Annotated in this window: 13 protein-coding genes; 1 reads left to right on the top strand and 12 read right to left on the bottom strand. The window is 60.7% G+C overall.

Going from position 1 to position 14,821, the window contains the following annotated elements; genetic code table 11:
• Window positions 1–5 precede the first annotated feature (5 nt).
• The 12 genes from FHD67_RS17275 to FHD67_RS17220 all read right to left on the bottom strand — a co-directional run bounded on the left by FHD67_RS17275 (window position 6) and on the right by FHD67_RS17220 (window position 13,076).
• Entirely contained in the window at window positions 6–848 is an 843-nt protein-coding gene (locus tag FHD67_RS17275; protein WP_139599454.1) for an ABC transporter permease, read from the bottom strand.
• On the bottom strand, window positions 845–1,771 hold the full coding sequence (locus tag FHD67_RS17270; RefSeq protein ID WP_042249846.1) for an ABC transporter permease: 927 nt from the start codon (window positions 1,769–1,771) through the stop codon (window positions 845–847). Before FHD67_RS17270 ends, FHD67_RS17275 begins: the two co-directional genes overlap by 4 nt.
• A gap of 31 nt (window positions 1,772–1,802) precedes the next feature.
• Window positions 1,803–3,311, bottom strand: coding sequence for an ABC transporter substrate-binding protein (locus tag FHD67_RS17265; RefSeq protein ID WP_042249848.1), 1,509 nt, complete (start codon window positions 3,309–3,311; stop codon window positions 1,803–1,805).
• The gene (locus FHD67_RS21230) at window positions 3,308–4,111 is read right to left on the bottom strand and encodes a GntR family transcriptional regulator (protein WP_139599453.1); all 804 of its coding nucleotides are present in this window, start codon (window positions 4,109–4,111) and stop codon (window positions 3,308–3,310) included. The genes FHD67_RS17265 and FHD67_RS21230 overlap by 4 nt, the downstream gene beginning before the upstream one ends.
• A gap of 184 nt (window positions 4,112–4,295) precedes the next feature.
• Window positions 4,296–5,459, bottom strand: coding sequence for a mandelate racemase/muconate lactonizing enzyme family protein (locus FHD67_RS17255; protein ID WP_139599452.1), 1,164 nt, complete (start codon window positions 5,457–5,459; stop codon window positions 4,296–4,298).
• Between the two features lie 35 nt (window positions 5,460–5,494).
• Window positions 5,495–6,523, bottom strand: a complete 1,029-nt coding sequence (locus tag FHD67_RS17250; RefSeq protein ID WP_176695181.1) for a YeiH family protein — start codon at window positions 6,521–6,523, stop codon at window positions 5,495–5,497.
• A 1-nt stretch (window position 6,524) separates the two neighbouring features.
• A complete protein-coding gene (locus tag FHD67_RS17245; RefSeq protein ID WP_139599451.1) occupies window positions 6,525–7,535 on the bottom strand; it encodes an Ldh family oxidoreductase in 1,011 nt (336 codons plus the stop codon).
• Window positions 7,536–7,538: 3 nt separating this feature from the next.
• A complete protein-coding gene (locus tag FHD67_RS17240; protein WP_139599450.1) occupies window positions 7,539–8,471 on the bottom strand; it encodes a hydroxyacid dehydrogenase in 933 nt (310 codons plus the stop codon).
• Window positions 8,472–8,484: 13 nt separating this feature from the next.
• A complete protein-coding gene (locus FHD67_RS17235; RefSeq protein WP_139599449.1) occupies window positions 8,485–10,470 on the bottom strand; it encodes a tripartite tricarboxylate transporter permease in 1,986 nt (661 codons plus the stop codon).
• Window positions 10,471–10,559: 89 nt separating this feature from the next.
• The gene (locus FHD67_RS17230) at window positions 10,560–11,516 is read right to left on the bottom strand and encodes a tripartite tricarboxylate transporter substrate binding protein (protein ID WP_139599448.1); all 957 of its coding nucleotides are present in this window, start codon (window positions 11,514–11,516) and stop codon (window positions 10,560–10,562) included.
• Between the two features lie 87 nt (window positions 11,517–11,603).
• The gene (locus FHD67_RS17225; RefSeq protein ID WP_042249859.1) at window positions 11,604–12,785 is read right to left on the bottom strand and encodes a UxaA family hydrolase; all 1,182 of its coding nucleotides are present in this window, start codon (window positions 12,783–12,785) and stop codon (window positions 11,604–11,606) included.
• A 3-nt stretch (window positions 12,786–12,788) separates the two neighbouring features.
• On the bottom strand, window positions 12,789–13,076 hold the full coding sequence (locus tag FHD67_RS17220) for a UxaA family hydrolase (RefSeq protein WP_042249861.1): 288 nt from the start codon (window positions 13,074–13,076) through the stop codon (window positions 12,789–12,791).
• A 134-nt stretch (window positions 13,077–13,210) separates the two neighbouring features.
• Between FHD67_RS17220 and FHD67_RS17215 the strand changes: the two genes are divergently transcribed.
• Window positions 13,211–13,912 (top strand): GntR family transcriptional regulator, encoded by a 702-nt coding sequence (locus tag FHD67_RS17215; RefSeq protein ID WP_139599447.1) that lies wholly within the window; start codon window positions 13,211–13,213, stop codon window positions 13,910–13,912.
• Window positions 13,913–14,821 lie beyond the last annotated feature (909 nt).

The following is a 14,821-nucleotide window of genomic DNA, read 5'->3' as shown; positions in this document are numbered from 1 at the left end:
AATGTTCAGCGTCGACCTTCGACGACATCCCGGACGTGATCGCCCAGAACGTTGACCGACAGGATCAAAAGAAACAGGAACAAGCCGGGAAAGACCGCGATCCACCAGGCTGTGGTGACATAGTTCCGCCCCGCCGACAGGATGGCCCCCCAGCTTGGCGTGGGCGGCTGCACACCCAGGCCCAGGAAGGAGAGACCGGCCTCGAACAGGACCATCAGCCCAAACTCCAGTGTCACGACGACCATGATGGGGCCGATGATGTTGGGCAGGATATGACGCAGGAGCACACGCGTCGTCGACGCCCCCATGAAGCGCGACAGTCGCACATAGGGAAGGTTCATCAGCCCAAGCGTCTGACCATACGCCACGCGCGCATAGCGTGGCCACCGCGTGAAGGCCAGAACGGCAATGACATTGATGAACCCCGGCCCCAGGATCGCGACCGTGATGATCGCCAGCAGGATTGCTGGAACCGACAGAACGATATCGACCATGCGCATGATGATCGTGCCGGTCCATCCGCCGGACCATGCCGCGATCATGCCCAGTGCAGTTCCGATGGTGCCGCTGACCAGCACCGACAGTGCGGCCACCGTCAAAGAGACCTGTGCGCCGTAGATCAGCCGCGAAAGAAGGTCCCGGCCCAGTTCGTCTGAACCCAAAAGATAGGTGATATCGCGAACCTCGGTGCCTGGCGCGCGCAGGCGGCCCAGAAGGTTCTGCGCCTCAGGGTCCTGCGGCGCGATAAGAGGCGCCAGCACGGCAGCCGAGACCAGCACCACAAGAATGCCCACGAAAATCCATAAGCGGGGCGGCAGCCACCGGCCAAGGCGGGTGGATTGGATCACTTGCTGCCCTCCAGCCGGATGCGCGGATCGACGGCGCTGTACAGAAGATCAGCAGCCAGATTTAGAAAGATCGATACGAAGGCACCCAGCAGAACGACAGCCTGCACGATTGGAAAGTCGCGGGCTGCGATCGACTGGACTGTCAACTGGCCAAGGCCTGGCCATGCAAACACCGTTTCGACGATGACGGCACCTGACAGCAGGTTGGCAATTTCGAGAGCGGCGATCGAAATCACCGGAATGGCGCTGTTCCGCAAAGCGTGGCGCCGCACGACCTGCCCCATCGACAAGCCCTTTGCACGCGCCGCGCGGATATAGGGCTTGGACAACTCGTCCAGAACGGCGGTGCGGGTCACGCGGGCAAATGTCGCCATGCTGAGCAGCGACAGGCAGATTGCAGGCATGATGACGCTGTCTGGTGCGCGGGCTCCTGATGCGGGCAGCCAGCCCAATGTCACGGCAAAGACGAGGATCAACAGGACCCCGCTCCAGAAGGTCGGGAGGCTTTGTCCGGCCAGTACGAAACCCATTCCGATGCGGCTGAGCGGATGGTCGCGCCGCATTGCCATGAACACGCCAAGTGGCGCGCCGATGCCAAGCGCCAGCAGCAATGCGACCCCCGCCAGCCAGATCGTGTATGGCAGGCGCGAGCCAATGATATCGACCACCGGTACCTGCTGGACGACGGACTGGCCAAAATCGAGCAGAGCCAGATCCGACATGTAGTCCGTGAACTGGACAAGAACCGGCCGATCGAAGCCAAGATTGGCACGCAAGGCGTCTATGGCCTGTTGGCTTGCGCCTTCGGACACCATCAGCAGAACCGGGTCACCCGCAAGACGCTGCAGAAAGAATATGAGCGCCGTGACCCCAAGAATCGAGATCGCGGCCTGCATCAGGCGCCGGAACAGAAACCGGCTCATCGTGCAACCGATCCCGATGCAGGCGCCGGGCTCATTCCGACCAACCCATCCGGTTCAGAAACAGGCTCTCGTTCGAGGTTGGCGTCCATTCGAGGTTGTCCGACGCTCCATAGAGGATGGCCGCCTGGTACAGCGGCACCTGCGGCACCTCTTCCGCGATCCACTCGTGAACCTGGCCATACAGCGCCAGCCGTGCCTCGGGGTTCATCTCCGAACGTGCGCTTTCAAGAAGGGCGTCCAGCTCGTCATCGCGGACCCGCGACCAAGAGGAGCTGGAATGCAGCAGGGGATAAAGAACACCATCGGCATCCTGGCAGGCGCAGGACCAACGTCCAAAGCCCATGTCCGGGGCCTGTTCGGGTTCACTTTGCGATTTTTGCAGATAGGTGGCCATGTCGGTCATCTCAATCTCGACCGTCAGGCCAACCTCGCCCAGCATTTGCTGGATGGCCTGCACGATGCGCTGGTCGAAGACCGGAGAGGTGGCAAAGCCCAGGGGCCGTGTCGCAGGCTCGCCCACTTCTGCGATCAGGGCGCGTGCTGCGTCCGGGTCATATGGCACACCTTCGAAACCTTCCAGCCAGCCAACATGAACGGGCGTCAGCATCTGTCCCACCGGGTTGTCGAAACCGCCAAGCAGCCCCTCCACGAGCAGGTCACGGTCGATCGCATGGGCAATCGCCTTGCGCAGACGCGGGTCATCCAGTCCGGGCTTGTTCCGATTGACGCTGAGATAGGCGACCCGTTCAGTCAGCGCGGACAAGGTACCGACGCCATCGGCGGTCTCAAGTTGAATCGCGAGGTCCGGGTCCATGCCAACGACCAGGTCAGACGCGCCCGATGTCAGGTTGGCCACCCGGGTCGAGGCATCCGGGACGGCGCGGAACACCGCTGCTGGAAATACGCCCGCATCGCCCCAGTAATCATCGTTCCTTACCAGCCCGACCTCGACCCCGCGCTGCCAGCTGTCGAATTTGTAGGGTCCGGAGCCGACAGGGGCCAGATTGAACGCTTCGCGACCCATCTCCTCGACAACTGCCTTGGGAACGATGGACAGTTTGACCAGTTGCGCGAATAGCGCTGGATAGCCCGTCGCAGTAGTCAGCTTGACGCGGCCATCCTCCTGGACCTCAGCGCTGATGATGCTTTCGAATTGCGACAACTGCGGAGAGCCGAACTCCGGGTCGGTGATGCGCTGAATGGAGTAGACCACATCTTCCGCCGTCAGGGGGCTTCCGTCATGGAACAGCGCGTCGTCGCGGATCGTGAAGACCGTCTCGGTGTCCGAGATCTGTTCCCATTCCGTCGCGATCTGCGGGACGATTTCGCCGTCATCATCGCGAGTCAGCAGGTTGTCGAAGATATTACGATAGACATAGTAACTGTCGGGATTCCACTGCAGATGCGGATCCAGGGTGGTTGGTTCGTTGACAAGGTCAACGACCAGCCGTTCCGCATCGGCCATCGCCAACGAGGGGGCCGTCAAGGCGGTCGTGGCCGCCAGCATGGCAGCGAACAACGTCTTGGGAACAAGTCTCATGCCGGGTCTCCTTTTGCGGAACGGGGTCTGTATGACGGGCTTGGACGCGGCGTTGGCGAGGAGGCATTTTCGCGCCGTGAGGGCTTTTGCATGCCTAGCGCATGCGACAATGGGGCAGCGCTTCGGCTGAGCGCTCGAACAGTGCGCAGCTCGAATTCGTGGCGCATCTGCGTCAACACGACTGCCGCCCCGGGGGCATCGGCATCCGCCAATGCGCAAGCCAGGTCAGCCAACGGCAAAGGACCGCGGCCAATACCGAATTCACGGTCCAGATTCCGATCGGCTCGAAGGCACAGATCCCACGTGTCGATCAACCACCCTCTCAGCCGCGGCGCTGCAACGGATTGGGCGACTAGCATCAGCAATGTCCTTTCTTGATGCAACAGGCCAGGCCGAGCTTGTGCGGGAGAGTGCAGATTCTCTGATTGATACACTGCAGCGCGAAGGCGCAACTCCTCCCCGAGACTGGTGGGTGGTGCATGATGAAGTAGCGCTGGTTCAAGCAGATGTCTTGATGTGGCCAAATCTGCGAGATGCGCCGCTGACATTGCCAGAACTTTCGATCCACGCCGACCGTCGGGTGCGATCCATCCCGCCTCCGTCAACTTTGACAGCGCTGCGCGGACGGCAGCCAGTCCAAATGCGAACCGGGTACTGAGTTCTGCTTCCGACACGACCGCTCCGGGCGGCAGCTCACAATCGATGATCGCAGCACGCAACCTTGCATGCGCGCTGTCAGAAAGACTGTCGCGGCGGCCAAGTTTGCTTGTGACGGCGAAGGGGGATTGTTTGTCATACATACGTGGATGATGACGGCGATTTTTGACATGTCAATAATAAGCTTTCAACATGTCGAATATCAGGCATGCCCCTCTTTGATTTGCTGCGGTTTTGATCAACGTCCGGCAACCGATGGAGTGGTCCTACGGTTTGACAAATAGCGGTATTCGCCAGATCCGCACCGAGCGTGGCAGATCAAGGCTCCTATTTGGCTAGCGCATGCATCTCATGGATAAGGTCCGATTTGCCTTCAAACCCGATGCCTGGCAGATCGGGCATGACGATATGTCCCTGATTGACGCTGACACCGTCAGGAAAGCCGCCATAAGGCTGGAAGAGATCAGGATAGCTTTCATTGCCCCCCAACCCCAATCCCGCAGCGATATTCAGCGACATCTGATGGCCACCGTGCGGGATGCATCGTGTGGGCGACCATCCAAACTGCCGTAAGACATCCAAAGTCCTTAGATATTCGACTAGCCCATAAGACAGCGCACAGTCGAATTGCAGATAGTCCCTGTCTGCGCGCATCCCGCCATACCGCAACAAGTTTCGGGCATCCTGATGCGAAAACAGGTTTTCGCCCGTCGCCATGGGAGCATCGTAGAACTCCGACATCGCTGCCTGAAGGCCATAGTCCAGGGGATCGCCGATTTCCTCGTACCAGAATATCGGGTACGCACGTAGCATCTTGGCATAGGCGATGGCCGTCTCCAGATCAAAACGGCCGTTTGCGTCGACGGCCAGACGGGCCCTCGATCCTATCTCGTCCAGCACCGCTTCGATCCGCTGCTGGTCCTCCCTCAACGATGCGCCACCAATCTTCATCTTGACCACGGTATACCCGCGATCAACATAGCTTCGCATCTCGGCGCGCAGGGCTCCGTCGTCCTTGCCCGGATAGTAATAGCCCCCTGCTGCATAGACGAACACCCGCGTGTCGGCCGTGCGTCCGTGCAGATCCGCCAAGTGATGAAACAGAGGCTTGTCCTCAATTTTGGCGACTGCATCCCAGATGGCCATATCGATCGTGCCCACGGCGACGGAGCGTTCGCCATGTCCTCCGGGTTTTTCATTCGCCATCATCGCGGCCCAGATGCGATGGGGATCAAGATTGTTACCCGCGTCGTTCAGCAGCGCCTCAGGCGCCGCATCAAGGATCCTATCCCGAAATCGCTCCCGGATCAGGCCGCCTTGTCCATAGCGACCATTGGAATTGAAGCCATAGCCCACGACCCGCTGTCCGTTCTGGACGACGTCCGTCACCACCGCCACAAGGCTGATCGTCATCTTGCTGAAGTCAATGAAAGCGTTGCGGATCGGAGAGGCGATCGGCTTGGTCACCTCACGAATATCAATGATGCGCATGGTTGGTCATCCTTTACAGCTCGCGTTCAGCGCATTCATCCGATCAGATGAACGCCGACGATGATGAATGTTCCCAGCATGATGGTTTCAGCGACGATCAGGGCAATCGCACTGCCGCCCACATCCAGCATCCGAACGAGGGACGTCTTGATACCGACTGCAGCAATTGCCACCAGTAGGGCCCAACGGCTGGCACCTTCAGCGAAGGACGCCAGCGTGGCGGGGATCAGGCCGAGTGAGTTTAGGGCTGCCAGCACCAAAAACCCGATGACGAAAGACGGTAGGATCGGTGGCCGTTTCGCATTTGGATCTAGATCGCCCAATCCCCCCGTACGGATCGCCAGCGAAAAGACCAGAACGACCGGGGCTAGCATCGATACGCGGATCAGTTTGACCAGAGTTGCGGTTTCGCCCACCTCGGGGCTGATCGAGAACCCTGCGCCCACCACCTGAGCCACGTCGTGGATGGTCCCGCCAAGGAACACTGCCGATTCAAGTGCATTGAACCCCAGCACCACCGACAGAGGCGGATAGATGACCATGGCGACCGTAGACAGGATCGTGACCGACAAGACCGTGAAAGCCAAATTGCGTTCGGATTTGTCGGTTCGCGGCAGGACCGCCGCGATCGCCATTGCAGCCGAGGCCCCGCAGATCGCGACCGACCCGCCTGTCAGCAGCGCCAATCGCCATCCCCGGCCAAAGATCCGTGCCGCCAACAGTGCGAAAAGGATCGTAGCCACGACGCCGGCCACGACCAGTGCAATCATCGGACCGCCCAGCTCCGCCAACATTTGAACGGAGATGCGCGCACCTAGTAGCGCAACCCCAAGACGCAGAACGGTCTGGGCCGAAAACGCCACCCCAGTTGCGGTCCGCGTGTCCGGTTCAGCCAGAAAATTCAGGGTCAGGCCAAGCAGCAAGGCCATCAACATGGCAGGTGCACCGTAATGCTCGGACAGAAACTGTGCTGTCACTGCCACTAAGACAGAGACGGCAATACCCGGAAACATGGCCTTGATCCGGGCACCGTCGAGATGGGCCTCCAAAGCGGCTAGAGCCATGTCAGACCTCTGTGGCTCGGCCAAGCGCATCGATTTGCGCCAGCAGTGCATCGTCGATCTGCAGTCCCGCCTTCACGGCATCGTTGCGCAAATCATCGCGGCGTGCCCCTGGAAGTCGCGCTCCCGGCTGATGTGCCATGGTATCGGCAAGATCGTCGATCCGCACACGCGCCATGTCTGAAAACGCATCCGGGTCCAGTGCCAGAATCAACTGGCCCACCCCAGGGGCGTGACCGTCCGCGGCAAAGAAGGACGACGCCTCGTGTCCGAAATTCGCCCCCATCAGCCCTGCTGCAAGCAACTCGACCATCAGCGCCAGGGCAGTCCCCTTGGCGTCGCCCATGGGGATCATCGTTCCGGCCAGCGCGGCGCGGGGATCTGTGGTCGGGCGGCCATCCTTGTCCAGCGCCCAGCCTTCCGGGATATCTGTCCCTTGCTGCTCGGCAGCCATGATCTTGCCGCGCGCGACCTTCGATAGTGACACGTCCACGACGATCGGCACCCGCCCCCCCGACCTTGGCGCGGCAAAAGCGATTGGATTGGTCCCGAACAGGGCTTTTCGCCCCCCCCATGGTGCCATCGCAGCCGGCGTGTTGGCAAACAGCAGCGCCACCAACCCTGATTTTGCCAAGCGCTCTACCGTGACGCCGGCAACACCGCAGTGATGCGACCGTGCAATGCCCGCGGCAGCGATGCCTTGCTCAGGCGCTGCCCGTGTCAGCCAGTCGATGGCAATATCAAGTGCGGGATAGGCGAAACCGTTCGCTGCATCTACGGCTATCACGCCGGGACGGGGATGCGTGAATGTGGGTGATACGAAACCGTCGACCTTTCCCGACAATGCCTGTGCTGCGTAGGACGGAACACGCCGCAGCCCATGCCCGGACTGACCGACAAGTTCGGCCGCAACCAGCGCGCGGGCAACGGATTCAGCATTGGCCTGCGCGGTCCCGCAGCGCAGCAGTGTCCGGACGATCAGATCATGGGCCTGATCAGGCGTCATCACGGCCATCGGTCAGACCCTTTCTGCCAGATGATCCAACACGCGATCGGCAATCAGGCTGCTGACTCGGACGTTGGCTTGGGTCGTGACCCCCGCAATATGCGGGGTCAGGATCACGTTCATAAGGTCCGCAAATCGCTGCCCGGCCTCTTTGGTCAAGGGTTCGGTCTCAAAGACATCCAGTGCGGCGCCGGCGAGTTGGCCATTTCGGAGAGCGTCCGCCAAGGCAGCTTCGTCCACGACCCCCCCGCGGGCGGCGTTGATCAGCACCGCGCCGGGCCGCATGGCCTGCAACGCCGCGGCATCGATCACGTGTCGCGTCTGCTGTGTCAGCGGCACATGGAGGCTAATGACATCCGATCCCGTCAACAGCTCTTTTTGCGAGACCGAAGCGACGTCCTGCCAAACAGGACTGTCAGGAGGCAGATGCGGATCATGTGCAATGACATTCATGCCGAGGTCCCGCGCCCGGCTGGCCACCTGACGTGCGATGGAGCCGTAGCCAAGCAGGCCCATAGTCAGTCCGGATGCCTCCTCTCCGATGAGATCCTGTCGGGGCCATTCGCCCGCGATCAACCGGGCGGTTGAGGTATAGGCCCCGCGGAGCAACATCATGGCCGTCGTGATGACATATTCAGCCACCGCCAGATCGTTGGCTCCCGTCGCAGGCCAGACAGTGATGCCACGTGCCTTGCAAGTGTCCATGTCGATGTTGTCCAGACCCACACCAAGACGACCCACGGCCAGCAGCCGGGGTGCCGCTGCCAGCAGATCCGCGTCGACGCGGGTGCGGTTCCGGACGATCAGCACATCGGCGCTGGCCATTTGATCCAGCAGATCGGTGCGGCGGTCGACAAGGTCGGGCGCATAGAGCGTGTCATGAGACGCCGATATCCGCTGCACGGCAGCCTCGTCCATGAATTCGGTGATGACGATACGCGACATGGCGTTTCCTTTCCTAGAACAGCAGTGCTTGCGGCAGGGGTACGTTGAGCACCCGATCCAGAGTCATGTAGAATGCCGTTACCATCACCAGAATGCTGGCCAGATAGGTGGCGAGCCGGGGCACCGTGAGACGGCCGAACTGACCCGTCAGCATCAGAACGATGCAGGCGATCAGCGAGGTGACGAACAGCCCTATTGTGGGAAAGAGCAGCGCCCAAGCGAGCATCGTCCCGGCCAGTGCGAAGCCGCGCACGGTTCCATCTGCACTGCCGCCTTCTGCATTGATGCCACCATGACCGCGTAGGCTGCGCAGGATCTGCAGCAGCGACAGGATGCCAAGCACCGCGCCAACCGCATAGGGAAACGCCGCGGCCATGACCGAAAGGCCCTGTGCCTGCAACAGCATCCAAACGGCCAGAACCAGAAAGACGACAGATCCTGCCATACCGGCGCGATCGATTTGGCGATGCGCGACGGCTGGGCCGTCACGGGTGACATCCTGCTGCGCCAGGCGCCGCGCAGTTCGCATGCGCAGCAGCGGCAACATCATTGTCAGCACGATCAGAGCCAGAATGCCCCAGCTGATCGGTCGGTTGACCAGCAACTGACCCAGGAAGTCACCCCTTGCACCGCCGATCATCCATGCCCGCATGAAGCCTTGTTCCGCGATCTGGCCCAGCACGAGCCCGAGCACGATGGGCGATGCGCCAAAGCCGGCAAGTCCCGCCGCCCATCCAATCAGACCGAGTACCACCATGACGACCACGTCATGCGGGTTGGCGTGAATGGCGAAACTGCCGATGATCGTCATGAACGCAATCAGCGGGACCAGCATCGCCTTGGGGACATTCGTGATGAACCGGAAGGCATAGCGCCCGACAATCAGTCCCACCGGCAGCATCAGCAGCGTGGCGATGACCAGCCCGGTCATGAAAACATAGACCGTATCGTCCCCGGACTGGAACAATGACGGGCCGACCCGAATGCCCTGAACCATCAGGGCACCCATGATCACCGCGTCGGGCGGCGTACCGGGAATGCCCAAGACCAACGTGGGGATGAAACCACCGCCAACGGTCGCGTTGTTGGCGCTTTCAGTCGCAAGGATGCCGCCGGGCTCTCCCTTGCCGAAGTTCTCGGAATTCGAGGACGCACGGCGGGCCTCTGAATAGGCAATGAGCGACGCGATGGAGCCACCAGCACCCGGCAGGATGCCCACCAGCGTGCCGATCAACGACGACCTGATTAGGTTGAACCAGTTCTTCAATGAAATGCCGATCGCCTCGAACATACGAAAGCCCCGTGCCTCGCCGGGATCCAGATGCTGGTCGGGCGTTGCCACCATGCCGATCAGCACAGGAATGCAGTATAGCCCGATCAGCGCCGCGACGATGTCGATACCTCCCAGCATGGACGGCATGCCCCCCGTGAACCGCACGTCGCCGCCGATAACGGCCACACCGATCATTGACAGGAAGATGCCGAACATGCCGCCGATCAGACCCTTGACCAGATTGCCCTGAGACAGCGTGGCAATCAGGGTCAGGCCTAGAAGCGCCAACCAGAAATACTCGGTCGACTGGAAAGCCAGTGCCAGCGTCGCCAGCCGCGGGGCCAGCGTGATCAGGAGGATAGCGCCCACCATGCCGCCGAAGACACTGGCGATGGTTGCCAGCGTTACGGCCAGATCGCCGTCCCCGCGCTTGGCCATCGGATAGCCGTCGAAGGTCGTTGCGATGGCGCTTGGCGTGCCGGGCGTATTCACCAGGATCGCGGCAAAGGCGCCGCCGTAGATGGCTCCGGTATAGATCGCCCCCAGCATGATCAGCCCTGATGCAGGGTCCATCACGAAGGTGAACGGGACCAGCACGGCAATGGCCATGGTCGCCGACAATCCCGGCAATGCGCCGACGATTGTTCCCCCCAGCACCCCCAGCAGTGCCAGAAGCAGGTTCATCGGGCTGAGAGCCTCGAACAGAATGGTTGCTGCATTGGCCATTGTTCACCCCATTGGACGTGGCGACGTTGCATGGCCGGGCCGTCGCGCGACCGTGCGCGTGGATCAGCCCGGAATGGTCGTGTGCGGTCTTACTGCTGTGACTGCAGCTGTTCGGCGATCAGGGTATAGGCCTCGATCCGTTCGGCCATGAAGCTGTCCATCTCGGAATAAGGTACGTCGATCAGCGCGTATCCATCGTTCTCCATCTGCTCGCGGAAGGACGGGTCAGCGTTGATTTCGCCGATGATATCGGACAGCTGGGTCCGCACCTCTTCTGGTGTCGAGGCCGGGACGCCGATGCCTCGATAGGCACCGCCGACCATTTCGATGCCCAGTTCCTTGAAGGTCGGGCTGTCGGGGAACAGCGGGTGGCGTTCCTCGGTTGCGACGGCCAGAACGCGGGTCGCATCCCCCTGACGAACTGCCACGGTGGTATAGCCCCACAGCATGTCCACCTCTCCGCCGACCAGCGCCGTCTCAGTCGCGCCTGTGCCCGTATAGGGAATATAGGTCGTCTCGACCCCGGTTTCGTTCATGAAGATCTGATTGGCGACGTGGTTGGCAGAATTCGTGGCCGACCCTCCCGCAGTCACGCCGCCCGGCATGGCGGTTGCCGCATCGATCACGTCCTGGACGGTCTGGAACGGACTGTCATTGGCGACCATCAGCGCATCAGGCGTGAAATGGAACATATAGACGTTGGTGATGTCCTCGGTCTTGTAGCCGGGATCCTGCAGCATGGGCTGTAGTACGATGTGCGGCAGGTTGGTGCCCATTATTGTCTGGCCGTCGCCTTCTATGCCATTCAAACCCGCCCAGGCCTGCGCCCCGCCCGCTCCTGGCAGATACTGGACAATCATGTCCTGGCCCGTGATGTCGCGGAACCGCGCCTGCTGATAGCGCGCCGTCACGTCGCTCTCCCCGCCTGCGTTAAAGGGGATGACATAAGTCACCGGCCCGTCCGGATAGGCCAGCGCGGTCCCGGCGGTTCCCATCAGCGCCAAGCTGGCTGCGCCGATCAGGCGCCGTGTCGTCGTTCCCATCATGGTCTTCTCCTCCCGTTTCGTGAATGGCCCTGCTGACTCCCGGTACCTGCCGCCCCCCTCCTCAAAGGCACGGCAGGTAAGTAGCCTTCAGGCGCTGCGATACAGTTTCGTCATCGAGAACTCCCGATGCCCCAAGGCCTCGGCGGCCGTCAGGCGGCCGTTTGCGGTCCGCATGATCATCTCGATCAGGCTGTCGCCGGCCTGGTCGATGGTCATCTCTCGTGTCAGGACACCGGTCACGTCCACGTCGATATGTTCGGACATGGTCCGGAGCGTCCGCGGATTGCCCGAGATCTTGATGACCGGCACGATCGGATTGCCTACCACGTTGCCCTGCCCCGTCGGGAAGGTGTGAATGACATACCCCCCCGCCGCCATCAGCGTCACGCATTCCGCCGCAGCGGACGAGCTGTCCATGAAATACAGCCCCGGACCTTTTTCGGGCGTCTCGGCCGGGCCGATCGCGTCAATATAGGTCGAGGTGCGGCCGATCTTCTCCAGATTGCCCATGGCCTTTTCCTCGATGGTCGTCAGACCGCCCAGAATGTTGCCCTTGGTCGGCTGGCTGTCCGACAGGTCCGAGGTCTTGAACGCCTCGATCACGTCGTCCTGATAGGCCTTCCAGATCGCCTTGAACTTGGCAGCGGTTTCCGGGTTTGCGGCGCGGGTCTCACAGATATGCTCGGCGCCGGTAATCTCGGACGTCTCGCCGAAGCAGCCATAGATGCCCTGCGGCAGCAGCTTGTCATACATGTTCCCGACGGTGGGGCAGGAAGAAAGACCCGTGGTGGTGTCGCTTTCCCCGCACTTTGTCGAGATCCACAGATCGCTGACTGGGCAATCTTCTTTCTGCAGCTCGGTCGCCCAATGGACGTATTCCTTGGCCTTCCAGCTGGCCTGACGGATGGTTTCGAAATCACCCTTTTGTTCGATGGAGAAGCCCGTGACAGGCTTGCCTGTCTTCGCAATACCGTCGACGATGACTTTGGTCCATTCGGGCTCGATCCCGATCACGATCACTGCGGCGACGTTTGGGTTCGCACCTGTACCGATGATCGTACGGAAATGCAGCTCCAGATCTTCTCCGAACTGCAGGCGGCCGTAAGCATGCGGCAAAGCCATCGTGCCCTTGACGTTGTTGGCTACCGCCTCGCATGCGGCGTTCGAGATATCGTCGACGGGCAGAATTAGGACATGGTTGCGGACGCCGACGCGACCGTTTTCGCGGCGCCATGCCTTGACGGTCGAATTGCTGAAATCAAGTGCCATGGCTTACCACCTCTTCGTTTTGCAGTTTTGCGTGTGGACATGGCCGCCGACTTCGGCATCGCCGATCATCTTTCCGATGTCTTCGCCATACTTGATTACAGTATCGCCAGCCTTCAGCGGCTTGAGCGCGACCTTGTGCCCGATGGGAATGTCGGCCTTGGCTGTTAGCCGGAAATCGGAATTGTCGGCAGTGACGACACACAGCATCTCGGTGCCGGCAGCCAGATCCTCGACGACCACGACACCGACGTTGTCTTCACGGTCGTGGACCAAAAGTTGCGGAATACTCAAACGACCCTCCCTTGATAGATAATGAACTTCCTACGCTTCGTAACATATATAACAACTCTTATACAAGACTTGTTATGACTATCTTGCAGCTGCCCGTAGCGGGGTGCTATTCTTGGCAAAAAACAGGATGTACCATGGCCGCTTCTCTCTATCAGACCGTCATCGACTCGATCGTGGCGCGCATCGCGGCGGGTGATCTGCTGCCCGGAGGGATGCTTCCAAGCGAGACGCAGCTGGCACAGGACAGCGGCGTGTCCCAAGGCACGGCGCGCAAAGCGTTGATGATGCTGGAACAGCATGGCATTGTGCGGCGCGAACAGGGTCGCGGGACGTTCGTGACGGCCCGCACACCAGAATCATCGCTGTTCAACTTCTTCCGCCTTCGCCCGCCGGACGGCCACGTCGTCCAGCCCGAGGTGCTGGAGGAGAGGATCAGCCAGCGGCCCGCCACCCCGGTCGAAGCGCAGACGCTGCATGGCGCGCCTGATCAAGTCATTGAAATTTTTCGCTTGCGTAGCCTTTTGGGCCGACCTAGGGTGATCGAAACGTCCGTCATCCCCGCCGATCTTTTTGCCGGGATCGAGCGTCGCAGCCCCCTGCCAAGCGCCCTCTATGTCCTGTATCAGCAGGCATATGGCCTGATCGTCCTGCACGCTGATGAGGCGATCACCGCCTGCGCGGCACAGCCACAGCACGCAGCCGACTTACAGGTCGCGGAAGGAACCCCGATCCTGAAGGTGGAACGATGTGCTCGCGATATCCTGGGGCGCTTGATTGAACGCCGCCTCAGCCTGTATCTGACCACCGATCTGGGGTATATGGTGCGGCTCGATTAAGCATCCAATTGGTGAGCCCCGACCGATCGCGGATGTAGACCCCCAGCATAACGAGCGCGAACCGTGCCGCAGCTGTCGGGCCATTGCCCATGGCCGCCTTAGACCGATGCCGTGCGGCTCAGCGTCTCTCTTGCCAGAACATCGTGTAGAAGCGCATCAACCCCGAGCGCTGGAAATCTTCCATGTTCCAGACGAGACCGAGGACTGAAGGTCGCACATGGCATCGCGCAGCGGACTTGGGTTTACATCCACCTTCAGTAGGCCATTGCCGCCGAAGGCAGCCAGCAGATGGGCTGACGCCGTCAGTCCGATCCCGCCGCCAATGAAATGCGGGCAATAGAGCTTGCCCGCATCTCGTGCCTGTTATGCAATGGCAAGACATTCCGTGATCCCGCCCCATTTCGCGACGTACGGCTGAATGACCGAAAAAACGTCAGCATCAAGGCCTACCTTCGAGGCCGACCGAGGCGGCAGCCTCCAGAAGGCTTGTCTCCATCCGCCACAGTGCAGCCAGGGCGGGGTCGGCCAAGAGGATGCCTTCGACTCTCGCTGCGTGGGTCTCGGCACTCAGAAGAAGCGATCCGACACCCATCTGATAACCCACGATTTTGCTGCCGATAGTTTAGCATATCGCCAGCATTCTGCAGTTGCCTAGTACTTTCAAATATCGGCAGAAGTTACTGCCATTCCACCACTCAGGCAGATGAGATCCCGAAGGCCTTGGAATATGGCCGAGAGAGCGCAGGAAGGCGCCCCTTTTCCGTCCCCTGCTGAACGCAGAGGATCTGGGCATCCGTATGGCAGACGCGGATATTGGCGTTGCATTCGTTTACAAACGGTCGTTTACTGACGTCTACATGTTATGAAAGATGGCCCTCCATGCCGCTGATTGGCTATGCCCGCGTCTCT

The sequence above is a fragment of the Paracoccus haeundaensis genome (genome assembly GCF_006239215.1).
Classification (GTDB): domain Bacteria; phylum Pseudomonadota; class Alphaproteobacteria; order Rhodobacterales; family Rhodobacteraceae; genus Paracoccus; species Paracoccus marcusii.
Note: the sequence above shows the minus strand (reverse complement) of the source record. Positions and strands in the feature narration are given on the sequence as shown.

Coding starts and splice junctions, on each gene's coding strand:
- FHD67_RS21230 (WP_139599453.1), bottom strand. CDS start 4,111: ATGTATGACAAACAATCCCCCTTCGCCGTCACAAGCAAACTTGGCCGC.
- FHD67_RS17215 (WP_139599447.1), top strand. CDS start 13,211: ATGGCCGCTTCTCTCTATCAGACCGTCATCGACTCGATCGTGGCGCGC.
- FHD67_RS17250 (WP_176695181.1), bottom strand. CDS start 6,523: ATGGCTCTAGCCGCTTTGGAGGCCCATCTCGACGGTGCCCGGATCAAG.
- FHD67_RS17265 (WP_042249848.1), bottom strand. CDS start 3,311: ATGAGACTTGTTCCCAAGACGTTGTTCGCTGCCATGCTGGCGGCCACG.
- FHD67_RS17240 (WP_139599450.1), bottom strand. CDS start 8,471: ATGTCGCGTATCGTCATCACCGAATTCATGGACGAGGCTGCCGTGCAG.
- FHD67_RS17235 (WP_139599449.1), bottom strand. CDS start 10,470: ATGGCCAATGCAGCAACCATTCTGTTCGAGGCTCTCAGCCCGATGAAC.
- FHD67_RS17270 (WP_042249846.1), bottom strand. CDS start 1,771: ATGAGCCGGTTTCTGTTCCGGCGCCTGATGCAGGCCGCGATCTCGATT.
- FHD67_RS17245 (WP_139599451.1), bottom strand. CDS start 7,535: ATGGCCGTGATGACGCCTGATCAGGCCCATGATCTGATCGTCCGGACA.
- FHD67_RS17255 (WP_139599452.1), bottom strand. CDS start 5,459: ATGCGCATCATTGATATTCGTGAGGTGACCAAGCCGATCGCCTCTCCG.
- FHD67_RS17230 (WP_139599448.1), bottom strand. CDS start 11,516: ATGATGGGAACGACGACACGGCGCCTGATCGGCGCAGCCAGCTTGGCG.
- FHD67_RS17225 (WP_042249859.1), bottom strand. CDS start 12,785: ATGGCACTTGATTTCAGCAATTCGACCGTCAAGGCATGGCGCCGCGAA.